General features: G+C 56.2%; 18 protein-coding genes. 9 read left to right on the top strand and 9 right to left on the bottom strand.

The features are described 5' to 3' along the window. Positions 1-30: 30 nt before the first annotated feature. From hslU to priA, 5 genes are all read right to left on the bottom strand, one after another. Positions 31-1,362: an HslU--HslV peptidase ATPase subunit gene (gene hslU / locus EQV24_RS22260; protein WP_013099313.1), complete on the bottom strand. Its 1,332-nt coding sequence runs from the start codon at positions 1,360-1,362 to the stop codon at positions 31-33. Between the two features lie 9 nt (positions 1,363-1,371). Next, positions 1,372-1,902 (bottom strand): ATP-dependent protease subunit HslV, encoded by a 531-nt coding sequence (gene hslV / locus EQV24_RS22255; RefSeq protein WP_008501802.1) that lies wholly within the window; start codon positions 1,900-1,902, stop codon positions 1,372-1,374. Positions 1,903-1,996: 94 nt separating this feature from the next. Then, complete coding sequence (gene ftsN / locus EQV24_RS22250) at positions 1,997-2,998, bottom strand: cell division protein FtsN (protein ID WP_028028089.1); 1,002 nt, start codon at positions 2,996-2,998, stop codon at positions 1,997-1,999. A 93-nt stretch (positions 2,999-3,091) separates the two neighbouring features. Beyond that, positions 3,092-4,117 (bottom strand): DNA-binding transcriptional regulator CytR, encoded by a 1,026-nt coding sequence (gene cytR / locus EQV24_RS22245; protein ID WP_013099311.1) that lies wholly within the window; start codon positions 4,115-4,117, stop codon positions 3,092-3,094. A gap of 119 nt (positions 4,118-4,236) precedes the next feature. Further along, positions 4,237-6,432, bottom strand: a complete 2,196-nt coding sequence (gene priA, locus EQV24_RS22240) for a primosomal protein N' (RefSeq protein ID WP_020686910.1) — start codon at positions 6,430-6,432, stop codon at positions 4,237-4,239. Between the two features lie 200 nt (positions 6,433-6,632). Here priA and rpmE point away from each other — a divergent pair, with 200 nt between their 5' ends. Next, a complete protein-coding gene (gene rpmE, locus EQV24_RS22235) occupies positions 6,633-6,845 on the top strand; it encodes a 50S ribosomal protein L31 (RefSeq protein WP_003862040.1) in 213 nt (70 codons plus the stop codon). 48 nt (positions 6,846-6,893) lie between these two features. Here rpmE and metJ read toward each other — a convergent pair whose 3' ends face one another. Further along, positions 6,894-7,211, bottom strand: a complete 318-nt coding sequence (gene metJ, locus EQV24_RS22230; RefSeq protein WP_003862042.1) for a met regulon transcriptional regulator MetJ — start codon at positions 7,209-7,211, stop codon at positions 6,894-6,896. A gap of 276 nt (positions 7,212-7,487) precedes the next feature. Between metJ and metB the strand changes: the two genes are divergently transcribed. From metB to katG, 4 genes are all read left to right on the top strand, one after another. Beyond that, a complete protein-coding gene (gene metB / locus EQV24_RS22225) occupies positions 7,488-8,648 on the top strand; it encodes a cystathionine gamma-synthase (protein WP_013099309.1) in 1,161 nt (386 codons plus the stop codon). Between the two features lie 2 nt (positions 8,649-8,650). Continuing rightward, positions 8,651-11,083: a bifunctional aspartate kinase/homoserine dehydrogenase II gene (locus EQV24_RS22220; protein WP_130627072.1), complete on the top strand. Its 2,433-nt coding sequence runs from the start codon at positions 8,651-8,653 to the stop codon at positions 11,081-11,083. A 225-nt stretch (positions 11,084-11,308) separates the two neighbouring features. After that, complete coding sequence (metF, locus tag EQV24_RS22215; protein ID WP_013099307.1) at positions 11,309-12,196, top strand: methylenetetrahydrofolate reductase; 888 nt, start codon at positions 11,309-11,311, stop codon at positions 12,194-12,196. A 147-nt stretch (positions 12,197-12,343) separates the two neighbouring features. Then, entirely contained in the window at positions 12,344-14,524 is a 2,181-nt protein-coding gene (gene katG, locus EQV24_RS22210) for a catalase/peroxidase HPI (protein ID WP_130627071.1), read from the top strand. A gap of 39 nt (positions 14,525-14,563) precedes the next feature. On the opposite strand, the gene EQV24_RS22205 is transcribed toward katG, so the two are convergent. From EQV24_RS22205 to ptsP, 3 genes are read right to left on the bottom strand one after another with little or no spacing between them, the layout of a single operon-like run. Further along, positions 14,564-15,667 (bottom strand): glycerol dehydrogenase, encoded by a 1,104-nt coding sequence (locus tag EQV24_RS22205; RefSeq protein ID WP_130627070.1) that lies wholly within the window; start codon positions 15,665-15,667, stop codon positions 14,564-14,566. A 12-nt stretch (positions 15,668-15,679) separates the two neighbouring features. Further along, complete coding sequence (fsa, locus tag EQV24_RS22200; protein WP_130627069.1) at positions 15,680-16,342, bottom strand: fructose-6-phosphate aldolase; 663 nt, start codon at positions 16,340-16,342, stop codon at positions 15,680-15,682. A gap of 14 nt (positions 16,343-16,356) precedes the next feature. After that, positions 16,357-18,858 (bottom strand): phosphoenolpyruvate--protein phosphotransferase, encoded by a 2,502-nt coding sequence (gene ptsP / locus EQV24_RS22195; protein WP_130627068.1) that lies wholly within the window; start codon positions 18,856-18,858, stop codon positions 16,357-16,359. 302 nt (positions 18,859-19,160) lie between these two features. Here ptsP and EQV24_RS22190 point away from each other — a divergent pair, with 302 nt between their 5' ends. From EQV24_RS22190 to EQV24_RS22175, 4 genes are read left to right on the top strand one after another with little or no spacing between them, the layout of a single operon-like run. Continuing rightward, positions 19,161-20,240 (top strand): PTS fructose transporter subunit EIIC, encoded by a 1,080-nt coding sequence (locus EQV24_RS22190; protein WP_130627067.1) that lies wholly within the window; start codon positions 19,161-19,163, stop codon positions 20,238-20,240. A gap of 14 nt (positions 20,241-20,254) precedes the next feature. After that, the gene (locus tag EQV24_RS22185) at positions 20,255-20,575 is read left to right on the top strand and encodes a PTS fructose-like transporter subunit IIB (protein WP_029882888.1); all 321 of its coding nucleotides are present in this window, start codon (positions 20,255-20,257) and stop codon (positions 20,573-20,575) included. A gap of 53 nt (positions 20,576-20,628) precedes the next feature. Further along, positions 20,629-22,923 carry a formate C-acetyltransferase gene (locus EQV24_RS22180; RefSeq protein WP_130627066.1) on the top strand — a complete coding sequence of 765 codons (2,295 nt, stop codon included), beginning with the start codon at positions 20,629-20,631 and terminating at the stop codon, positions 22,921-22,923. Continuing rightward, positions 22,889-23,764 (top strand): [formate-C-acetyltransferase]-activating enzyme, encoded by an 876-nt coding sequence (locus tag EQV24_RS22175; RefSeq protein WP_130627065.1) that lies wholly within the window; start codon positions 22,889-22,891, stop codon positions 23,762-23,764. Before EQV24_RS22180 ends, EQV24_RS22175 begins: the two co-directional genes overlap by 35 nt.

Raw genomic sequence — 23,764 nt, 5'->3', positions numbered from 1 at the left:
TTAAATGTGATGAGAATGCAGTAACCGCGATTATAGGATAAAACGGCTCAGATCTTCATCTGCCACTAACGCATCCAGGTGTTTACCCACATATTCTGCGTCAATGGTAATGGTTTGACCGTTCAGGTCGCTCGCATCATAAGAGATATCTTCCATCAGGCGTTCCAGCACCGTGTGCAGACGACGCGCACCGATGTTCTCGGTGGTTTCGTTGACCTGCCAGGCCGCCTGGGCGATGCGTTTGATACCGTCTTCGGTGAACTCAATGTTCACGCCTTCGGTCGCCATCAGCGCTTTGTACTGTACGGTCACAGACGCGTTTGGCTCGGTCAGGATACGTTCGAAATCTTCAGTGGTCAGCGCCTGCAGCTCAACGCGGATAGGCAGACGACCCTGCAGTTCCGGGATCAGGTCAGACGGGCTGGCAATCTGGAACGCACCGGATGCGATAAACAGGATGTGGTCCGTTTTAACCATCCCGTGCTTGGTGGAGACGGTGCAACCTTCTACCAGCGGCAGCAGGTCGCGCTGCACGCCTTCACGGGAGACATCCGGGCCGGACGCGTTACCGCGCTTACAGATCTTATCGATTTCGTCGATAAACACGATACCGTGCTGCTCAACCGCGTCGATAGCATCCTGCTTCAGCTCTTCCGGGTTCACCAGCTTTGCTGCTTCTTCTTCAATCAGCAGCTTCATCGCATCTTTTATTTTCAGCTTACGCGCTTTCTGTTTCTGACCGCCCAGGTTCTGGAACATGGACTGCAGCTGGCTGGTCATCTCCTCCATGCCAGGAGGCGCCATGATTTCCACACCCATTGGCGCGGCGGCGAGATCGATCTCAATCTCTTTGTCATCCAGCTGGCCTTCGCGCAGCTTTTTGCGGAATGCCTGACGTGCCGCAGACGGTTCAGCCTGCTGTTCAGCCTGGCCCCAGTTGTTTTTCGCCGGCGGGATCAGCACGTCAAGAATACGCTCTTCAGCCATCTCTTCCGCGCGATAGCGGTTTTTCTCGATCGCCTGAACGCGAACCATCTTGATTGCCGAGTCGGTCAGATCGCGGATGATAGAGTCAACTTCTTTACCTACATAGCCCACTTCGGTGAACTTAGTGGCTTCAACTTTGATGAACGGCGCGTTAGCCAGTTTAGCCAGACGGCGCGCGATTTCGGTTTTACCGACACCGGTTGGGCCGATCATCAGAATGTTTTTTGGCGTCACTTCATGGCGCAGCTCTTCGTCGAGCTGCATGCGGCGCCAGCGGTTACGCAGAGCAATAGCCACGGAACGCTTGGCGTTATCCTGGCCGATAATATGTTTGTCCAGTTCGCTGACAATTTCGCGTGGGGTCATTTCAGACATGGGAGATCCTTACGCTTTAGAGGTCAATTCTTCGATGGTGTGGTTGTGGTTGGTATAGATGCAGATATCACCCGCAATATCCAACGCCTTCACCGCGATATCACGCGCATTCATGTCGGTATTCTCCAACAGTGCGCGAGCCGCAGCCTGGGCATAAGGGCCGCCAGAGCCGATGGCAATCAGGTCGTTTTCCGGCTGAATGACGTCACCGTTACCGGTGATGATCAGCGATGCGGTTTCATCGGCCACGGCCAGCAGCGCTTCGAGTTTGCGCAGCATGCGGTCGGTTCGCCAGTCTTTCGCCAGCTCCACGGCGGCTTTCACCAGATGACCCTGGTGCATTTCCAGTTTACGTTCAAACAGTTCAAACAGCGTGAAAGCATCAGCCGTGCCGCCTGCAAAACCGGCGATCACTTTGTCGTTGTATAAACGACGGACTTTTTTCACGTTGCCTTTCATTACGGTATTACCCAGCGTGGCCTGGCCATCACCGGCGATTACCACGTGGCCGTTACGGCGTACACTTACTATTGTTGTCACGAGCAGACCCCCTGGTTACAGAATCGGGAAACAGAAGCCCTGAGCCTGTGCTCAGGGCTGAATAGAAAGATAGATGGGGGGGAATTTGGGGGTTTCAACCCCCGGAAGCAAGTCGGATGCAGTTTGTGTGACCGGCGACTTTCAAACGAGAAATGGTGCCATCGGCATTTTCTTTGCCTTTGACCGGGCCAATCACCACGCGATTCCAGCCGTTATTGGTGGTAATGCGCGAGTCAAATCCTTCAAATGCCAGCTGAGCGCGGACCGTTTCGGCCTGCTCGGCACCTTTGAACGAACCGCACTGCACCATCCAGCGGCGTTCGTCTTTCTTCTCAGCCGTCTGCTTCGGTGCCTCGGTCTCTTTGGTGACCGGTGCGGCCTGCTGTGTTTTCGGCTGCTGCGCGGTGGTATGCGCAGGCGTCTGCAGCAGATCCTGATACGGTTGAGCCGTTTGCTTCTGCGTCTGGGCCTTTGGCTGCTGAGCAGGCTGAGACTGCGCCGTTCGCGTTTGCGGCTGCTGGTACGGCTGTTCCGTCACGCGCGGCTGCGCTTTAGGCTGCTGTACCGGCTGGTTTTGCGTCCACTGCTGCTGTTGTTGTTGCTGCTGAATCTGTGCCTGACGCTGGCGCTGCAGTTGCAGTGTTTGCTGACGCTGCGCCGGCGTTTGTTCATTCCACGGCACTTCATTCAGCTGCGTAGGCTGCTGGCGCATATCGGCCTGCATCTGTGCCAGCAACTGACGCTGTTCGTCCGTTAGCTGATCGGCATTTTTCACCTCGCCACCGGCGGATGGCTCGGTCGGCGCACGCACGCCAGGCTGACGGCTTTCCAGCTCTTTAATATAGCGCCAGCGCTCTTCAGGCTTCGGTGGCAGACCATTTCCAACCACTTTGTTGCCCTGAAGGGCCTCAGCCTCTTCTTTTTTATGGTGCGTGATAAAGTACAGGCCGCCGATGAAGGCCACCAGTACCGCCGCAGCAATAGCGACCATTGCTGGCGAGACAGCAGGCAGGTTACGTTGCTTTTTCTTTGCGCTACTCTTTTTGCGTCGCGAAGGTGCCGGCTGGCCGCGACGTACATAATCTCGTTGTGCCACTATCGTTTCGCTGTATTTATTCGTTCGTCAGTCCGCCATGTTACTTAAGCGGCGGGGCTTTGACCAGATAAGGGTGTCCTAAAGACATTTACTTTAAGTCAATGCCTGGGTAGAACCACGAATAATCAGTTCGCAGTCCAGCAACCTCGATCCGCTGCTAACTGTTTGACCCTGCAACTGATCGAGCAAAAGAAGCATCGCTTCACGGCCAATGTCGTAGCGTGGTTGCGAAACGGTTGAGAGCGGGGGATCGCAAAATTCTGAAAGCGAAATATTATCGAAACCGATAATCGACAAATCTTTCGGTATGCGCAGGCCGCGGCGTTTCGCATACGATAATGCCCCCAGCGCCATCACGTCGCTGTGGCAGAACACTGCGGTAGGCGGCTCAGGCAACGCCAGTAGTTTTTCCAGCGCCTGACCACCGGCTTCGAAGGAAAAATTACCGCGCGCAATGTAGTGCGGATCAACCGTCACGCCGGTTCGGCGAAGCGCCTGAACATAGCCCTGCAGGCGATAGTGACACAGCGGCATCTCTTCTGGCCCGGCAATGCAGCCAATCCGTTTATGCCCCAGCTCCTGCAGGTAGTTAACGGCGTTGAACGCGGCGGTCAGGTTATCAATATGCACCGTTGGCAGTTCCAGCTCCGGCGCAAACTCGTTGGCCATCACCATCGGCGGTAAATTGCGCTGCTCTTCAATGCTGGCATCAAACGGCAGGCGCGAACCAAGCAGCAGCATGCCGTCGATCTGCTTGGTGATAATGAGGTCGATAAAGGTTTTTTCCTGCTGATTCTGGTGCGCGCAGTCGCCAATGAGCACCAGATACCCTTGCTCCGCAGCGGTCACTTCGATGCCGCGAATAATTTCGCTGAAGAAGGGATCGCAGATGTCCGGTACGATCACCAGGATGGTCCGCGACTCATTACGTTTAACGTTACGCCCCATCGCCTGTGGGAAATACCCCACTTCCAGCGCGGCCTGTTCTACCCGGTTGCGGGTCGCCTGAGAGACTTTATCCGGGTTCATTAATGCGCGGGACACGGTTGCCGTAGAGACTTGTGCTTTCTGGGCAACGTCTTTCATGGTCGCCGTGGCAACCTCTTTCCTGGACTTCAATGTCTTCTCCTCGCCTGAACACCGAACTTCTGACGCCACCATTTTTACAGATAGTTAATGGAATCGGTTACAGAATTTTCATAAAAAGTATGAGGGACGTTAAATTTTTCGATCCGGCTTCAGCCTTCGATGGGATCAACGTCAAGCACCCACTTCACTTTGCGCGCTTCTGGCAGGGTGTTGATCAAGGCCAGCGTGCCGCTGACGATGTGCTGTAAACGGATGCGCGAAGGGTGCTGGAGCAAAATCTGCCAGCGAAAACGTCCGCCGCGCTTGGGGGCCAGCGCCGGAACCGGCCCTAAAATCCACAATTGATTATCGACCAGCGGGCTGGCCTGCAGAAGGTTTCTCAACTGCTGCAGGAAAAGCGGCGCCTGCTGGTTGTTATGATCTTCCGCGCGGATGATCACGTGGCTGGTCCACGGGGGAAGCTGCATGGTCTGGCGTTCAGCCAGCGCCTGCTCGGCAAAGGCGTCATAGCCTTTGTGCAGCAGGGTTTGCAGCAACGGATGCTCAGGATGGTGCGTTTGCAGTACCACTTCGCCCTGTTTCCCGGCGCGTCCCGCGCGTCCGGCCACCTGGGTATAAAGCTGGGCAAAACGCTCGGCTGAGCGGAAATCGGCAGAGAACAGTGCGCCATCGACATCCAGCAGGGCAACCAGCGTCACGTCCGGGAAGTGATGACCTTTAGCCAGCATCTGGGTGCCAATCAGGATGCGCGCGCCACCGCGATGCACTTCTGCCAGCTGCTGTTCCAGCGCCCCTTTGCGGCTGGTGGTGTCCCTGTCGATTCGGGAAATGGGCACGTCCGGGAAGAACGGCTCCAGGGCCTGTTCCAGCTGTTCAGTGCCCAGACCGACCGGCACGATGTGCGTTGACCCGCACGACGGGCACTGACGCGGCACCGGGCGCTGGCTGTCGCAGTGGTGGCAGCGCAAATGGCGCTGGGCCTGATGGAAGGTGTAGTAGTGGTCGCAGCGCGGGCATTCTGCGATCCAGCCGCAGTCGTGACACAGCAGTGCCGGGGCAAAGCCGCGTCTGTTGAGGAACAAAATAACCTGATTGCCCGCCTGCAAATGCTGACGCATCCGGGTGATAAGGGCAGGTGCTAACCCCGCCTGCACCTGCTGACCTTTCAGATCCAGCACGTGTTGAATGGCCGGACGCGCATTCCCCGCGCGACGCGTCAGGCGCAGCATATGGTATTTACGCTGACGAACATTATGCAGCGTTTCGAGCGCCGGGGTAGCAGAGCCCAGAATAATGGGGATTTGCTCGCTGTGCGCGCGATAGACGGCCAAATCGCGGGCGTGATACCGCCAGCCTTCCTGCTGCTTATAAGAGCTGTCGTGTTCTTCATCAATGACGATGACGCCAAGATTTTTGAACGGTGTAAACAGTGATGAACGGGTGCCAATCACGATCGCCGCTTCGCCGTTTTTCGCTTTCAGCCAGGCGCTGAGGCGTTCGCTGTCATTCAGGCCAGAGTGCAGCACCTCAACCGGCGCATTGAACCGCTCGCGAAAGCGCGCGATGGTTTGCGGCGTCAGGCCAATTTCCGGCACCATCACCAGCGCCTGTTTGCCCTGCGCGAGCACGTTTTCCAGCACACTGAGATAGACTTCTGTCTTGCCGGAACCGGTGACCCCGGCCAGTAGCCAGGCGGAGAAATGGCCGGAAGCGCTGTGGATCGCCCCCACGGCGGTGGCCTGCTCGGTGTTCAGGCGCAGGCGATCGCCCGAGACGGAAAATCGCTCCCGCCAGTCATACAGGGCCGGAGCCTCGCTTGCCAGTTCGCTCAGCCCTTTTTTTCGTAGTGCCTGGAGCGCGGTTTCGCTGACTTCCATCTCATCGACCTGATGGCGCCAGATTTTCCCCTGACGCAGGGCGGCCAGCGCCTGCTGTTGTTTCTGGGAGCGCTTCAGGCTGTTAATGTCCACCGCCTGGCCCTGTTCGGTCGCAAACCAGTACCACATTGGCGCGTGGCTGGCGCTTTTGCCCTGGCGCAGCATAATCGGTAAAGCGTGGAACAGAACATCGCCAATCGGATGATGATAATAATCCGCCGCCCATAGTAGCAGTCGCCAGGTGCTGGTGGAGTAAACGGGCTCGCTGTCGAGCACCTCAACGACCGATTTCAGTTCGTTAAGCGGCAATTCGCTCTTGTCGCTGACGGAGACGACGATCCCTACGCGCTGCTGTTTGCCAAAGGGCACGGTCACGCGACAGCCCGCTTTAACGCTCATGCTGTCGGGCAGCAGATAGTCAAACGTGCGGGGAAGCGGAACGGGCAGGGCAACGTGAGCGACGGGCATCGAATCTTCCTGACTTGAAAAGTGGCGCGTTAGTATACACATTAGTGAAAGCGGCGTGCGGATCAGTTTGCATACGTTGGTCAAATTCTGTATGATTCGCCGCCTTTGGTGTACTTTACGCCAAAGAACTTACATTCAACATCGCGTGGTGTCTGGCGTTAGGGCTGGAAGAGCGACGCGGCCTTAACTGAGGTTCTCCCATGAAAAAAGATATTCACCCGAAATACGAAATGATTACTGCAAACTGCTCTTGCGGTAACTCTATCCAGATCCGCTCTACCGTGGGTCACGATCTGAACCTGGACGTGTGCGGCAAATGCCACCCGTTCTACACTGGTAAGCAGCGTGACGTTGCAACCGGTGGCCGTGTTGACCGCTTCAACAAGCGTTTCAGCATCCCGGGCGCTAAATAAGTTTCCCGAAAAAAAGGCACCGCAAGGTGCCTTTTTTGTATCCGCTTATCAGTATTCCCACGTCTCCGGGTCGATACCCAGTTCACGCATGATCACCTTCGCCTCTTCCGGGATTTCGTCGCTACGCTCTTTGCGCAGGTCGTCATCGTTCGGCAACGGTTGGCCGGTAAACGCATGCAGAAACGCTTCGCACAGCAGTTCGCTGTTGGTTGCGTGGCGCAGGTTGTTCACCTGACGACGCGTACGTTCATCGGTGAGGATCTTCAACACCTTCAGAGGAATGGAAACCGTAATTTTCTTTACTTGCTCACTCTTCTTACCGTGCTCAGCGTATGGGCTGATATATTCGCCGCTCCATTCAGCCATGAGATACCTTTAATCCTCTCAGTCATTAATCTAAAGGTGCAAAACCTGTAACCGTCGGTTTTGAACCGTAAACCTGCGTAGTTTACCGTAGAGACGATACCGTGGCACGGATATTGCCGCTGCAGCGTGCACTAAAGCATATAATTTTAACGGCTATTTGCGCATTGCTCAATCTATACGCAAAGAAGTTTAGATGTCCAGATGTATTGACGTCCATACTTTCAATGTTTACTCTGGTGCCTGACTTTTCACCTAATTAGCCAGGAAGCCTTCACCATGACGCGTAAACAGGCCACCATCGCAGTGCGTAGCGGATTGAATGATGACGAGCAGTACGGCTGTGTTGTCCCGCCGATTCATCTTTCCAGTACCTATAATTTCACCGGATTTAATGAACCCCGTGCGCATGACTACTCGCGTCGTGGCAACCCTACGCGTGATGTTACCCAGCGCGCGCTGGCGGAACTGGAAGGTGGCGCAGGGGCAGTATTAACCAATACCGGCATGTCTGCCATTCATCTGGTGACTACCGTGTTCCTGAAGCCGGGCGATCTGCTGGTTGCGCCGCACGACTGTTACGGCGGCAGCTATCGTCTGTTTGATAGCCTGGCAAAACGCGGCTGTTACCGGGTACTGTTTGTCGATCAAAATGACGAACAGGCGCTGAAACAGGCGCTGGCAGAGAAACCGAAGCTGGTGCTGGTGGAAAGTCCAAGTAATCCATTGTTGCGCGTTGTCGATATTGCGAAAATTTGTCAGCTCACAAGGGATGCGGGAGCGATAAGTGTAGTGGATAATACGTTCCTTAGTCCGGCCCTTCAGAACCCACTGGCGCTGGGTGCAGATCTGGTCTTGCATTCATGCACTAAATATCTGAACGGTCATTCTGATGTCGTCGCAGGCGTGGTGATTGCAAAAGATCCCGACGTTGTCACCGAACTGGCATGGTGGGCCAATAACATTGGCGTCACCGCCGGGGCCTTCGACAGTTATCTGTTGTTACGCGGGATTCGTACGCTGTCGCCGCGTATGGAGGTGGCACAGCGCAATGCCCAGGCGATTGTCGATTTCCTGAAAACGCAGCCGCTGGTGAAGAAGCTTTATCACCCGTCGCTGCCTGAAAACCAGGGGCACGAGATTGCCGCGCGTCAGCAGAAAGGGTTTGGCGCGATGTTAAGTTTTGAACTGGACGGTGACGAGCAAACGCTGCGTCGCTTCCTGAGCGGGCTGTCATTGTTTACGCTGGCGGAATCGTTAGGTGGGGTTGAAAGTTTGATCTCCCACGCCGCAACCATGACGCACGCAGGTATGGCACCAGAGGCACGTGCCGCCGCCGGGATTTCTGAGACGCTGCTGCGGATCTCAACCGGTATTGAAGATTCTGAAGATTTAATTGCCGATCTGGAAAATGGCTTCCGGGTCGCAGCCAAGGGGTAATCATGAGTGTGATAGCGCAGGCAGGGGCGAAGGGTCGTCAACTGCACAAGTTTGGTGGTAGTAGTCTTGCTGATGTGAAGTGTTACCTGCGCGTTGCAGGGATCATGACAGAGTATTCACAGCCGGGTGACATGATGGTTGTCTCCGCGGCGGGCAGCACCACCAACCAGCTGATTAGCTGGCTGAAATTGAGCCAGACCGATCGCCTCTCTGCGCATCAGGTGCAACAGTCCTTACGCCGTTACCAGAGTGAGCTGATTGCCGGTTTGCTGCCTGCAGACGTGGCGGATGGGTTGATTAGCGCTTTTACGCATGACCTTGAGCGTCTGGCCGCCCTGCTGGACAGCGGTATTACCGATGCGGTGTACGCCGAAGTGGTGGGTCACGGTGAAGTGTGGTCTGCGCGCCTGATGGCCGCCGTGCTGCAACATCTGGGCGTTGAGGCTGCCTGGCTCGACGCGCGTGATTTCCTGCGTGCCGAACGCGCCGCACAGCCACAGGTGGACGAAGGTCTATCCTACCCGCTGCTGCAACAGTTGCTGGTACAGCATCCGGGTAAACGCATTGTGGTGACCGGCTTTATCAGCCGCAGCAATGCCGGGGAAACCGTGCTGTTGGGGCGTAACGGCTCTGACTACTCGGCGACGCAAATCGGTGCCCTGGCGGGCGTGTCCCGCGTCACCATCTGGAGTGACGTCGCCGGTGTTTACAGTGCTGATCCACGTAAGGTGAAAGACGCCTGCCTGCTGCCGCTGCTGCGCCTGGATGAAGCCAGCGAGCTGGCACGTCTGGCCGCGCCGGTTCTGCACGCGCGTACGCTGCAGCCGGTTTCCGGCAGCGATATCGATTTGCAGTTGCGCTGCAGTTACACCCCGGATCAGGGCTCCACGCGCATCGAACGCGTGCTGGCATCCGGTACGGGCGCGCGTATTGTCACCAGCCACGACGATATCTGCCTGATTGAGTTCCAGGTCCCGGCGGGCCAGGACTTCAAACAGGCGCATAAAGATATCGACACGATCCTCAAACGTGCTCAGGTGCGTCCGCTGGCGGTTGGCGTACATAACGACCGTCAACTGCTGCAGTTCTGCTATACCGCCGAAGTGGCGGACAGCGCGCTAAAAATTCTGGATGAAGCGGGCCTGCCGGGCGAGCTTCGTCTGCGTCAGGGGCTGGCGCTGGTGGCGATGGTGGGCGCGGGCGTCACCCGTAACCCACTGCACTGCCACCGCTTCTGGCAACAGCTGAAAGGGCAACCGGTTGAATTTACCTGGCAGTCGGAAGAGGGCATCAGCCTCGTTGCCGTCCTGCGTAAAGGGCCAACTGAGAGCCTGATTCAGGGTCTGCATACCTCTCTGTTCCGTGCGGAAAAACGCATCGGCCTGGTGTTGTTCGGTAAAGGCAACATCGGTTCTCGCTGGCTGGAGCTGTTCGCGCGCGAACAGGTCACGCTCTCAGCACGTACCGGCTTTGAATTTATCCTCGCCGGGGTGGTGGACAGCCGCCGCAGTCTGTTGAACTACGAGGGGCTGGATGCCAGCCGCGCGCTTGCCTTCTTTAATGATGAAGCGGTTGAACAAGACGAAGAGGCGCTGTTCCTGTGGATGCGCGCGCACCCGTATGACGATCTGGTGGTGCTGGACGTTACTGCCAGCGAACAGCTTGCCGATCAGTATCTTGATTTCGCCAGCCACGGTTTCCACGTCATCAGTGCGAACAAACTGGCGGGGGCAAGCAGCACCGATAAGTACCGTCAGATCCACGACGCGTTCGAAAAAACCGGTCGTCACTGGCTCTATAACGCCACCGTAGGCGCGGGTCTGCCGGTTAACCATACCGTGCGCGATCTGATTGAAAGCGGCGACAGCATTCTGGCGCTGAGCGGTATTTTCTCCGGTACGCTCTCCTGGCTGTTCCTGCAGTTTGATGGCACCGTACCGTTCACTGACCTGGTGGATCAGGCGTGGCAGCAGGGGCTAACCGAACCCGATCCCCGCGTCGATCTTTCCGGTAAAGATGTGATGCGTAAGCTGGTGATCCTGGCGCGTGAAGCCGGTTATGACATTGAACCCGGCTCTGTTCGCGTCGAGTCGCTGGTGCCGGCAGGCTGCGAGGAAGGATCCATTGACCACTTCTTTGAAAACGGTGATGAACTGAACGAGCAGATGCTGCAACGTCTGGAAGCCGCAAACGAGATGGGGCTGGTGCTGCGCTATGTGGCGCGTTTCGAGGCCAACGGTAAAGCGCGTGTGGGGGTTGAGGCGGTGCGTCCTGAACATCCGCTGGCGGCGCTGCTGCCTTGCGATAACGTCTTTGCAATCGAAAGCCGCTGGTACCGCGATAACCCACTGGTGATCCGTGGCCCGGGTGCAGGGCGCGATGTCACCGCCGGGGCGATCCAGTCGGACATCAATCGTCTCGCTAAGCTACTGTAACCCCTGTATTTCCCTCTCCCGGTGGGAGAGGGTTAGGGTGAGGGCATCAGACCGCACTCACCCCATCTTGAATTTCCTTCATCTTCCCTGAGCATTCCTCACCGTTATTGTTGATTATTTCTGTTGACGTCACCCCGCTTTTCCGTCATTTTTACATCTGGACGTCTAAACGTATAGAAGTTCACAACACAACAAACAACGACACGCGAAAGATAGAGGTAAGGTATGAGCTTTTTTCACGCCAACCAGCGGGAAGCCCTGAATCAGAGCCTGGCCGAAGTAAACGGCCAGATTAACGTCTCTTTTGAATTTTTCCCGCCGCGCACCAGTGAAATGGAGCAAACCCTCTGGAGCTCTATCGATCGCCTGAGCAGCCTGAAACCGAAATTTGTCTCCGTGACCTACGGCGCGAACTCCGGCGAGCGTGACCGTACGCACAGCATTATTAAAGGCATTAAAGACAGAACCGGTCTGGAAGCGGCGCCGCATCTGACCTGTATCGACGCCACCGGTGACGAGCTGCGTGCTATCGCCCAGGATTACTGGAATAACGGGATTCGTCATATCGTCGCCCTGCGCGGCGACCTGCCGCCGGGTAGCGGTAAGCCGGAAATGTATGCGGCAGATCTGGTCGCGCTGCTGAAAGACGTTGCTGATTTTGATATCTCCGTGGCGGCGTACCCGGAAGTGCATCCGGAAGCGAAAAGCGCTCAGGCTGACCTCCTTAACCTGAAGCGTAAAGTGGATGCCGGTGCGAACCGGGCCATTACTCAGTTCTTCTTTGATGTGGAAAGCTACCTGCGCTTCCGTGACCGCTGCGTTTCTGCGGGTATCGACGTGGAAATCATCCCGGGTATTCTGCCGGTCTCTAACTTCAAACAGGCGAAGAAATTTGCCGATATGACCAACGTACGCATTCCGCTGTGGATGTCCAAAATGTACGAAGGGCTGGACGATGATCCGGAAACGCGCAAGCTGGTGGGTGCCAATATCGCAATGGACATGGTGAAAATTTTAAGTCGGGAAGGGGTAAAAGATTTCCACTTCTACACGCTGAACCGCGCGGAAATGAGCTACGCCATTTGTCATACGCTCGGTGTTCGCCCGGCGTAATAAACATCAAGCCCTCCTGAATGGAGGGCTTTTTAGTCTGGCTAAAAGTTAAAAGGTATTAGCTATCGAATCTGTGGATTAATTCAACTATATCTTATTGCTAGTGGTGTATATCGTAACGGTAACACTGTAAAAGGGAGCATAGCGATGAGCACGTCAGACGAGAGCAATAAAGCGGCATCAGTCGGCAAATGCCCGTTCCACCAGGGCGGCGTCGATCACAGCGCGGGGGCAGGTACAGGCAGCCGCGACTGGTGGCCAAAACAACTCCGCATCGATCTTCTTAACCAACATTCCAATCGTTCGAACCCTATGGGTGAAGACTTCGACTACCGCAAAGAATTTAGCAAGCTGGATTACTCCGCCCTCAAGGGCGATCTCAAAGCACTCTTAACCGACTCTCAACCGTGGTGGCCTGCCGACTGGGGCAGCTATGCGGGCCTGTTTATTCGCATGGCCTGGCACGGTGCGGGAACCTATCGCTCCGTTGACGGACGCGGCGGTGCCGGACGCGGTCAACAGCGCTTTGCGCCGCTGAACTCCTGGCCAGATAACGTCAGTCTGGATAAAGCTCGCCGTCTGCTGTGGCCGATCAAGCAAAAATATGGTCAAAAAATCTCCTGGGCAGACCTGTTTATTCTTGCGGGTAACGTGGCGCTGGAAAACTCCGGCTTCCGCACCTTTGGTTTTGGTGCCGGTCGTGAAGATGTCTGGGAACCGGATCTCGACGTTAACTGGGGGGATGAAAAAGCCTGGCTGACCCATCGTGACCCGGAAGCGCTGGCGAAACGCCCGCTGGCGGCCACAGAAATGGGGCTGATCTACGTTAACCCGGAAGGACCAAACGCCAGCGGTGAACCGCTGTCCGCGGCGGCAGCCATTCGCGCCACCTTCGGTAACATGGGAATGAACGACGAAGAGACCGTGGCGCTGATTGCCGGGGGGCATACGCTCGGTAAAACTCATGGTGCGGGTGAAGCAACGCACGTTGGCACAGACCCGGAAGCGTCTCCGATTGAAGCGCAGGGCCTGGGCTGGGCCAGCACGCACGGTACCGGTATTGGCGCTGACGCCATTACTTCCGGTCTGGAAGTCATCTGGTCACAAACCCCGACCCAGTGGAGCAACTACTTCTTCGAGAACCTGTTCAAATACGAATGGGTGCAAACCCGCAGCCCGGCCGGTGCGATTCAGTTTGAAGCCGTGGACGCGCCTGAGATCATGCCAGACCCGTTCGACCCGTCGAAAAAACGCAAACCCACCATGCTGGTTACCGACCTGACGCTGCGTTTTGACCCGGAATTCGAAAAAATTTCCCGTCGCTTCCTGAACGATCCGCAGGCTTTCAACGAAGCCTTCGCCCGCGCGTGGTTCAAACTGACCCACCGCGATATGGGGCCAAAATCGCGTTATCTTGGCCCGGAAGTGCCGAAAGAAGATCTGATCTGGCAGGATCCGCTGCCGGAGGTAGTATTCAATCCGACCAAAGAGGACATTGAGAGCCTGAAGGCGGAAATTGCAGCATCCGGGCTCTCCGTGAGCGAACTGATTTCCGTGGCATGGGCGTCAGCCTCTACCTTCCGCGGCGGCGACAAGCGTGGCGGTGCCAACGGTGCGCGTCTGGCGCTTGCGCCTCAGCGCAACTGGGATGTTAACGCCGCAGCCGTACGTGCATTGCCTGCTCTGGAAGCTATTCAGCGCACCACCAATAAAGCCTCACTGGCCGATATTATCGTGCTCGCGGGTGTGGTAGGCGTTGAGCAGGCGGCGAAAGCGGCTGGCGTTTACGTCACCGTACCGTTCACGCCGGGCCGTGTGGATGCACGTCAGGATCAGACGGATATCGATATGTTTAACCTGCTTGAACCGATTGCTGACGGTTTCCGTAACTATCGTGCGCAGGTTGATGTTTCCACCACCGAATCGCTGCTGATTGATAAAGCCCAGCAGTTGACGTTAACCGCACCAGAAATGACGGTGCTGATCGGCGGCCTGCGCGTACTGGGTGCAAACTTTGACGGCAGTAAAAATGGTGTGTTCACCAACCGCGAAGGCGTGCTGAGCAATGACTTCTTCGTGAACCTGCTGGATATGAACACCCAGTGGAAGGCGACCGATGAATCGAACGAGCTGTTTGCCGGAAGCGATCGCACCAGCGGTGAAGTGAAATACACCGCCACTCGCGCTGACCTGGTCTTCGGCTCTAACGCTGTCCTTCGCGCGCTGGCAGAGGTGTACGCCAGCAGTGATGCTCACGAGAAGTTCGTTCGCGACTTCGTTGCAGCGTGGGCGAAGGTGATGGATCTGGACCGTTTTGACGTGAAATAAACATTGAGCCGGGTACGCGTAGCGCACCCGGCGTTTTTGTTACTCCCACTCCTGCAGGAAACGCTGTCCATACTGGTCGGCAACCAGCAGTGCCGCGTAAACCTGATCCGGCGACACGCCACCCGGCATGTTGTGAATGGTCTCTCCCTCAGCGCAAGACGCTTCGGCAATCAGGCGCATTTTGGCCGGAATGTCTTCTTTGATATTCAGCTGCGCCAGCGTGATCGGCAATCCAACGCTGTGGCAAAGCGCCGCGACGGTTTCGATCTCCTCAACCGGCGCGTTTTCCAGCACCAGTTGCGTCAGCGTACCAAACGCCACTTTTTCACCGTGGTAGAAGTGATGCGCATCCGGCACTGCCGTCATCCCGTTGTGAATGGCATGCGCTGCCGCCAGCCCGCCGCTTTCAAACCCTACGCCGCTCAGATAGGTATTGGCTTCGATAATGCGTTCCAGCGCCGGGGTTACTACGTGCTGCTCGGCGGCCAGCATCGCTTTTTCTCCCTCTTCAATCAGCGTGTTGTAGCACAGCTCGGCAAGCGCTAACGCGGCTTGCGTGCACTTGCCGCCCGCCATGGTCGTGGCGCCGCTGCGCGAGCAGGCGCGTGCTTCAAACCAGGTGGCAAGGGCATCGCCAATTCCGGCGGCCAGCAGACGCGGCGGCGCACCAGCCACCACTTTGGTGTCGACAATCACCATATTGGGGTTATGCGTCAGCATCAGATAGCGTTCGAATTCGCCGCTGTCGGTATAAATCACAGAAAGGGCGCTGCACGGGGCATCGGTGGAGGCGATAGTCGGGGCGATAGCGACCGGCACGTCCATAAAATGTGCCAGCGCTTTGGCGGTATCCAGCGTTTTACCGCCGCCAATACCCAGCACCGCCATGCAGTCCGCACTGTCGGCCAGTTTTTTCAGACGATCGATCTCATTCTGCGAACATTCGCCGCCAAACGGCGCGATTTCGGCATGTAGCTCTGCATTTTTAAAACTCTGGCGCAGGGTCTCTTCGGCAAAACCCAGCACAAATTTATCGCCAACAACCAGCCAGCGTGTAGCCAGAGGTTTCAGATAGTCGCCGAGACGGGTGAGAACATCAGCGCCCTGGATATATTTCCCCGGCGATTGAATGATACGGTCCATAACATATCTCCCTTAGAGGTTGAGGTTACCAAACGCGTTTTTCCAGTCCTGCTCGAACTTCTCTATTGCTGACTCTACCGCCGGCGTGCCGAGCATTTGTTGCGCTACATCTAAGGGAAGCGTGATTGCTTCACATCCGGCGAGCAGGCAGTCCAGCGCCTGGCGTGGCGTTTTGAAGCTGGCTGCCAGCACCTTGCTCTCCGGTGCATGCTGTTCCAGCAGGGATTGCAGCTCCTGAACCATGCGAATGCCGTCCCCGCCCTGGGCATCCACGCGGTTTACGTATGGCGCGACATATTTTGCCCCGGCCAGCGCGGCCAGCAGGCCTTGCGCGGCGCTGTACACGGCGGTACCCAGCGTAGTGATGCCCGCTGTTTTTAGCGCCTTAATGGCGATAAGCCCCTGGGCGGTGACCGGGATTTTCACCACGATATCCGGGATAGCATTGCTCAGGCGTTTGGCTTTGGCCACCATGCCTTCTGCGTCGCGGCTCATTGTCTGGGCGAATAGCCTGCCTTTCGGACCAATGGCGTTTTGCAGGCGCGGCAGCACCTCCCAGATTGACTCACGGCTGGCGGCAATGATGCTCGGATTGGTGGTGACGCCTGCAAGGGGGAAAACGCGCGCAAGGCGTTCTACTTCTGCCACGTTGGCGGTATCGAGATACAGTTCCATTATTTTTCCTCGTTTTAGAGTTCTAATTCGTGTTGCAGCAGGGAAGCGATAGCCTCCTGGGAACTGGCATTAACCAGAGCACTGCGAAAATCGTTATGCATGATGCGACGGGCCAGGCGGGAGAAAATACGCATATGCTGGTCGCCAGCAGCGTGTTTATTCAGCGTCAGCATGATGATGAATTGCGCCTCCTCGTCACCCCACATAACAGGCGCTTTCAGGCGTGCGACGCTGATAGTGGATTGCTCAATGTGTTCTGATTTGCTGTGTGGAATGGCGAATCCAAAACCCAACCCGGTGGAAAATACGGCTTCGCGTGCCCATAAATCGGCTTCCAGCTTGCGCGGATAGCGGCATCGCCCGGCGAGCAAAAGGTTATCGGTCATGCCTTTCATGACCTCTTCTTTACTGTTCCAGTCGTTATCCAGAGAAATACAGCGTGGCGTCACCAGTGGCGTATCCTGCTGATTCATACGGAACTGGGCGAGCAGATGTTCTACTTCAAGCGAGGTGCGACACGCCATGGCCTGGTTCAACAGCTGGCGACAGGCGCGGCTATCAAGCTGCGCCAGGCGTGCTTTGGTGGCAGGAATGGCAGGGGAGCCCATGCTCAGTTCGTCCAGCCCCAGACCCACCAGCAGCGGCAGCACCGACCCTTTCGCGCCTAACTCACCGCAGAGGCCAATCCACTTACCCTGACGGTGAACGGCCTGCACCGCGTAGTCCAGCGCCCGCAGAAAGGCGGGGTTCAGGCTGTTGTAATGGCGCGTTACTTTGGCGTTGTCGCGGTCGACGGCAAGCAGATACTGTGTCAGGTCATTGCTGCCGATGCTAAAGAAATCAATCTCTTCGCAGCACTGATCGATGATGAACATCACCGAGGGGACTTCCAGCATAATGCCGAGTGGGATTTTCTCATCAAACGGAATATGTTCAGCCCGGAGCTGTTGCTTCGCGTCGGCGAGCTTCTCTTTTACCCACAGGATCTCCTCCATGGAGGAGATCATCGGGATCATGATTTTAAGGTTTCCGTGGGCAGAGGCGCGAAGGATCGCCCGAAGCTGGGTCGTGAACAGCGAAGAATACTCTTCATATATGCGTACGGCACGGTAGCCGAGGAAGGGATTGTTCTCAGCTGGAATATTCAGGTACTCCACCGGCTTGTCGCCGCCGATATCCATAGTGCGCACAATAATGCTACGGCTATTTGCACTTTCCAGAGCCTGACAGAAAATGTTGTATAACTCGTTTTCGCCGGGTGCGCTGGCACGATCCATATAGAGCATTTCGGTGCGGAACAGGCCCACGCCTTCGGCACCATTTCCAAATGCTGCCTGGGCCTCCACCGCGTGGGCAATATTGGCGGCAATTTCTACCCGCAGGCCGTCGGCGGTTCTGGCTTCACGGTCAAGCCAGACGCGCTGTTGCTCGCGTATCGCCTGCTGGACGCGCGCTTCCTGCTGATAGTAACGCGCTACGGCGTCACTGCCATTGACGACCACCGCACCGGCATTGCCGTCCACAAATACAGGCTGATTGCGCCATTGCAGCAGGCTTTCACTGTTGACGCCAACCAGCGTCGGAATATTGAAGGAACGCGCGAGGATCACGGTATGCGAGGTGGTGCCGCCACTTTTCAGCAGCAGTCCTTTTAGCTGCGTTTTATCGAGTTCAAGAAACTGACCGGGAGTCAGATCGTCAGCAAGGCAGATGCTCGGCTGCGTCAGCTGGCCGTGAGCCGGGAAACGCGCTTCACCATAGATATGTTGTAAAAGCTGGTAGCAGATGTCGCGCACGTCGAGCACCCGCTCCTGCAAATAGGTGCTGCTGGAACGGGAGAAGGTGTCGCAGAAATGGTTCGCCGTGGCGATGATGGCCTGGGCGCAGCTTAGACCCTGGCTGACCCCTGACAGGAGGTGCTGACGCAGCGAGGTATCTGTAGCCAGCGAGCGGTGGGCTTCAAGAATAGCGCTGGCAGTACTGTCGCTGTCCAGGGCGCGCAGCTCAATGTGTTTGATCAGCTGCGTCAGGCCGTTATCCAGCGCCGACTGCTCAGTTTCCACGCTTTGCGCGTCGGGCAAATCGGTCAGGGCGTTGAGATCGAGCGAGGACAATAACGTCAGGACGCCATGTGCACTCCCGCTGCATACCGGAGTAGCGCGAAACAGCGTCGGGTTCAGGCGTGTCAGGGATTCAGGCAAGGGATCCAGCTCCGTGCTGATTACCCCTTCAAGCGGCGCGTCGCAATGCGGAAACTCCTCTCTGAGCCACAGCTCCAGCCGCTGCCGGGCATGCTGCTCGTCTTCACCGTTTATCACCAGGCGGCAGGCATCGCCTGCCAGCGTATCGGTACCAATCAGCGCCAGCGCGCTTTTGGCGTCGCCTTTACGATCCGTACGCAGGTTATGCCATTCAATTTGCGAGATAAACGTGTTGCACAGCGTTTCTACATGACTTGCAGGACGCGCGTGAACGCCGTTGGGCAATTCACAGGTAAATTCCACTACCAGAGCCATACACACTCCTGAAACTAATCGTCAATTATGCGGAACAGCATACGAGCGTGATGATGAGGCGCGCCATGTGACAAAACTGCCAAAAACTGGACAAATGTAATGTCACCTTAAAATTGAGATTTTACTCACAAGTTGTGACCGTTTGCGTAATGCGAAGTCGATGAGAAATGTCGAGGCGGATCGCATTTTCATTCCGATATTACAAAAATCCAGTAAATGGCCTTTTTGTCTCCTGTCCGCCGTCTTCCTGATTGCCTATTGTTTGCCACAACATCTTTGTGGATAAAGGCCTGGAGCGGCATATGAAAGCGTTGGTGCATATTCTCAAGAACACGCGACAGCATCTGATGACAGGGGTGTCGCACATGATCCCGTTTGTGGTCTCGGGCGGCATTCTGCTGGCGGTTTCGGTCATGCTATACGGCAAAGGTGCGGTGCCCGATGCCGCAACCGATCCCAATCTGAAAAAGCTCTTTGATATCGGTGTGGCGGGTTTAACGCTGATGGTGCCATTCCTCGCCGCCTATATTGGTTATTCCATTGCAGAACGCGCCGCGCTTGCTCCCTGTGCTATTGCCGCCTGGGTGGGCAACAGCTTCGGTGCAGGGTTCTTTGGCGCAATTATCGCCGGGATTTTCGGTAGCATTGTCGTCTGGTATCTGAAAAAGCTGCCCGTGCCGAAAGTGCTGCGTTCCGTTATGCCTATCTTCATCATCCCGATTATCGGCACGTTTATTACCGCAGGCATTATGATGTGGGGACTGGGCGAGCCTGTAGGCGCGCTTACTACCGGTCTCACCCAGTGGCTGCAAGGCATGCAGCAGGGCAGCATTGTGGTACTCGCCATTATTATCGGTCTCATGCTGGCGTTCGACATGGGCGGCCCGGTCAACAAAGTGGCGTATGCCTTCATGCTGATTTGCGTTGCGCAAGGCGTCTATACCGTCGTTGCAATTGCCGCCGTGGCTATTTGTATACCGCCGCTGGGGTTAGGCCTGGCAACGCTTATCGGCCGTAAGAATTTTACCGGTGAAGAACGTGAAGCAGGTAAAGCGGCGCTGGTGATGGGCTGCGTGGGTGTCACCGAGGGAGCGATTCCGTTTGCCGCAGCGGACCCGCTACGCGTGATTCCTTCCATTATGTTGGGCTCCGCCTGCGGCGCGGTCACGGCTGCGGTTATGGGCGCGCAATGCTATGCCGGATGGGGCGGGTTAATTGTGCTTCCCGTGGTGGACGGCAAGCTCGGCTATATCGCGGCGGTTGCCGTGGGTGCAGTGGTGACGGCGGTCAGCGTCAACGTGCTAAAGCGTATTGTCCGAAAGAACACAAAGCAGGTCGAGGAAAAAGAGGATGACCTGGATCTGGATTTCGAAATTAACTGAGTGAGGAAGAGAACATGGCCCGAATTATCGCAGTAACCGCATGTCCGTCTGGCGTTGCCCATACCTATATGGCTGCCGAAGCGCTGGAAAGCGCCGCAAAAGCGAAAGGCTGGGAAGTGAAGGTAGAAACGCAGGGGTCGATTGGTCTTGAGAACGAACTGACGGCAGAGGATATCGCCGCAGCAGATATGGTGATCCTGACTAAAGATATCGGCATTAAATTCGAAGAGCGTTTTGCCGGGAAAACCATCGTGCGCGTCAATATCAGCGACGCGGTAAAACGTGCCGACGCCATCATGAACAAAATCGATGCCCACCTGGCGCAAACCGCCTGATGCTCTCCCGCCCTTCGGGGCGGGCTGGTTTTTTCCGTTACAGGAGTTCCCTCATGACGAATCGTATACCGCGTTTGAAAAATGCGCTCTTTGCCAACCCTCGCGAGATCTCGCTTGAACGTGCGCTGCTCTATACAGCCAGCCATCAACAGACGGAAGGCGAGCCGGTTATTCTCCGTCGCGCGAAAGCAACGGCGCACATTCTCGACCATGTGGAAATCGCGATTCGTGATGAAGAACTGATTGCCGGAAACCGCACCGTTAAGCCGCGTGCAGGCATTATGTCACCGGAGATGGATCCCTACTGGTTGCTTAAGGAACTGGACCAGTTCGCCACCCGTCCACAGGATCGCTTTGAAATCAGCGATGAGGATAAGCAGACCTACCGTGAGGTGCTGTATCCCTATTGGGAAAATCGGTCGATGAAGGATTTCATCAACAGCCAGATGACGGAGGAGGTGAAGGCCGCCGTAGGGACGCAGATTTTTAGCGTCAACCAGACGGATAAAGGGCAGGGGCATATCATTATTGATTATCCTCGCCTGCTTAATAACGGGCTAGGCGCGCTGGTGGCGGAAATGCGTGAACGCTGCGCTCGTGATACGCAAAACACGTTCTATGCAGCGGCGCTCATTCTGCTCGAAGCGTCCCAGCGCCATATTCTGCGTTATGCGGCGCTCGCTGAAGAACTGGCTCAGAGCAGCGATGCTACTCGCCGCGAAGAATTGCTGGCAATGGCCGACATCTCGCGACACAACGCACAGCATAAGCCGCAAACCTTCTGGCAGGCGTGTCAGCTGTTCTGGTACATGAACGTCATTTTGCAGTACGAATCTAACGCCAGTTCGCTCTCCATCGGGCGTTTTGACCAGTATATGCTGCCGTTTTATCAGGCCTCGTTAACGCAGGGAGACGATCCAGCGTTTCTGAAAGAGTTGCTGGAGTCGCTATGGGTGAAGTGTAACGATGTGGTGCTCTTGCGCTCGACCAGCAGCGCCCGTTATTTTGCAGGGTTCCCGACCGGGTATACCGCGCTGCTGGGTGGCCTGACGGAAAACGGGCGTAGCGCGGTGAACGTGCTTTCGTTCCTGTGTCTGGATGCCTACCAGAGCGTTCAGCTTCCCCAGCCTAACCTCGGCGTACGGGTAAACGAACTGATCGACCGGCCTTTCCTGCTGAAAACAGCGGAGACTATTCGGCTGGGCACCGGCATTCCACAGATTTTTAACGATGAAGTGATAGTACCTGCCTTTTTGAATCGCGGCGTGTCGCTGGAAGATGCGCGTGACTATGCGGTTGTCGGCTGCGTTGAACTGTCGATTCCAGGGAAAACTTACGGCCTGCATGATATCGCCATGTTTAACCTGCTGAAGGTAATGGAAATCGCCATGAAGGAGAACGAAGGTAATAGCGGGCTGACGTACGAGGGGTTAATTGAACATATACGCGCCAGGATTAATCACTACATTGCACTGATGGTGGAAGGAAGCAACATTTGCGATATCGGCCATCGCGACTGGGCACCCGTGCCGTTGCTCTCCTCCTTTATCAGCGACTGTCTGGAAACGGGGAAAGACATTACTGACGGTGGCGCGCGCTATAACTTCTCCGGTGTGCAGGGGATTGGTATTGCTAATTTGAGCGACTCGCTTCACGCCCTGAAAGGGCTGGTATTTGAACAGCAACGCTTAAGTTTTGACGAGCTGCTGGCGGTGTTAAAAGCGAATTTTGCCACCCCGGAGGGCGAAAAGGTACGCGCGCGGCTGATCAATCGCTTTGAGAAATACGGTAATGATATCGACGATGTCGATAATATCAGTGCGGAACTGCTGCGCCATTACTGTAAAGAGGTCGAAAAATACCGCAACCCGCGTGGTGGAATCTTCACGCCTGGCTCGTACACCGTCTCCGCCCATGTGCCGCTTGGCGCGGTCGTGGGGGCTACGCCGGATGGCCGCCTGGCGGGCGAACAGCTGGCGGATGGAGGGCTTTCTCCGATGCTCGGCCAGGATATGCAGGGGCCGACAGCTGTGCTGAAGTCGGTAAGTAAGCTGGATAACTATCTGTTATCTAACGGTACGCTGCTAAACGTTAAATTCACCCCCGCCACGCTGGAAGGCGATGCCGGGTTGCAGAAGCTGGCGGACTTCCTCCGTGCGTTTACGCAGCTTAAGTTACAGCATATCCAGTTCAACGTGGTCAACGCGGAAACCCTGCGTGAGGCGCAGCGGCGTCCTCAGGATTTTGCCGGGCTGGTGGTACGCGTTGCCGGCTACAGCGCCTTCTTTGTTGAGCTGTCGAAGGAGATCCAGGATGACATTATCCGTCGGACCGCGCATCAGCTGTGACGTCGTTGAAACACGCGCCGACGTCGCGCGTATTTTCAATATTCAGCGTTATTCGTTGAACGACGGAGCAGGTATTCGCACGGTAGTCTTCTTCAAAGGCTGTCCTCACCGTTGCCCGTGGTGCGCCAATCCTGAGTCGATCTCGCCGAAAATAGAGACGGTTCGCCGGGAGAGCAAATGTTTGCACTGCGCTCCCTGCCTGCGTGATGCGGACGAGTGCCCGTCCGGCGCGTTTGAACGCATCGGACGCGACGTGACGCTGGACGAGCTGGAACGCGAAGTGATGAAGGATGACGTCTTCTTTCGCTCATCGGGAGGCGGGGTGACGCTGTCAGGCGGGGAAGTATTAATGCAGGCACCCTTTGCGACGCAGCTGCTTAAGCGTTTGCGCCGCTACGGTATTCATACCGCTATTGAGACGGCGGGAGATGCGCCCCTGTCCCGATTGCTGCCGCTGGCACGCCAGTGTGATGAAGTACTGTTTGACCTGAAGATTATGGATCCTGAGCAGGCACGTTCGGTGACGGCAGTAAATCTTCCCAGAGTGCTGGAAAACCTTACGCAGCTGGTGGCCGAAGGCATAAACGTCATCCCCCGTGTGCCGCTTATTCCGGGCTATACGCTAACTGACGCCAACATGGCGAGCGTGCTGGCATTTTTATTACCTTCAGGGGTACGGCAGCTGCATTTATTACCGTTTCACTCTTATGGTGAACCAAAATACCGTCTGCTTGGGCAACAATGGTCGATGCGGGAGGTGAGTCCTCCGACAGCTGACAAGGTCGCGGCAATGCGCCGTATGGCCGAAGATAAAGGGTTTCATGTCACCATTGGAGGTTAA

Origin of the sequence: Enterobacter sp. A8, from assembly GCF_004296595.1 — a bacterium.
Lineage (GTDB): Bacteria > Pseudomonadota > Gammaproteobacteria > Enterobacterales > Enterobacteriaceae > Enterobacter > Enterobacter cloacae.
The sequence above is the reverse complement of the archived record's forward strand: the minus strand, read 5'-3'. Positions and strand labels throughout refer to the sequence as shown.

Bases quoted from the DNA above. Each gene is read 5' to 3' on its own strand.
- hslU (WP_013099313.1), bottom strand. From the start codon at position 1,362: ATGTCTGAAATGACCCCACGCGAAATTGTCAGCGAACTGGACAAACAT.
- priA (WP_020686910.1), bottom strand. From the start codon at position 6,432: ATGCCCGTCGCTCACGTTGCCCTGCCCGTTCCGCTTCCCCGCACGTTT.
- rpmE (WP_003862040.1), top strand. From the start codon at position 6,633: ATGAAAAAAGATATTCACCCGAAATACGAAATGATTACTGCAAACTGC.
- metJ (WP_003862042.1), bottom strand. From the start codon at position 7,211: ATGGCTGAATGGAGCGGCGAATATATCAGCCCATACGCTGAGCACGGT.
- metB (WP_013099309.1), top strand. From the start codon at position 7,488: ATGACGCGTAAACAGGCCACCATCGCAGTGCGTAGCGGATTGAATGAT.
- EQV24_RS22220 (WP_130627072.1), top strand. From the start codon at position 8,651: ATGAGTGTGATAGCGCAGGCAGGGGCGAAGGGTCGTCAACTGCACAAG.
- metF (WP_013099307.1), top strand. From the start codon at position 11,309: ATGAGCTTTTTTCACGCCAACCAGCGGGAAGCCCTGAATCAGAGCCTG.
- katG (WP_130627071.1), top strand. From the start codon at position 12,344: ATGAGCACGTCAGACGAGAGCAATAAAGCGGCATCAGTCGGCAAATGC.
- EQV24_RS22205 (WP_130627070.1), bottom strand. From the start codon at position 15,667: ATGGACCGTATCATTCAATCGCCGGGGAAATATATCCAGGGCGCTGAT.
- fsa (WP_130627069.1), bottom strand. From the start codon at position 16,342: ATGGAACTGTATCTCGATACCGCCAACGTGGCAGAAGTAGAACGCCTT.
- ptsP (WP_130627068.1), bottom strand. From the start codon at position 18,858: ATGGCTCTGGTAGTGGAATTTACCTGTGAATTGCCCAACGGCGTTCAC.
- EQV24_RS22190 (WP_130627067.1), top strand. From the start codon at position 19,161: ATGAAAGCGTTGGTGCATATTCTCAAGAACACGCGACAGCATCTGATG.
- EQV24_RS22185 (WP_029882888.1), top strand. From the start codon at position 20,255: ATGGCCCGAATTATCGCAGTAACCGCATGTCCGTCTGGCGTTGCCCAT.
- EQV24_RS22180 (WP_130627066.1), top strand. From the start codon at position 20,629: ATGACGAATCGTATACCGCGTTTGAAAAATGCGCTCTTTGCCAACCCT.
- EQV24_RS22175 (WP_130627065.1), top strand. From the start codon at position 22,889: ATGACATTATCCGTCGGACCGCGCATCAGCTGTGACGTCGTTGAAACA.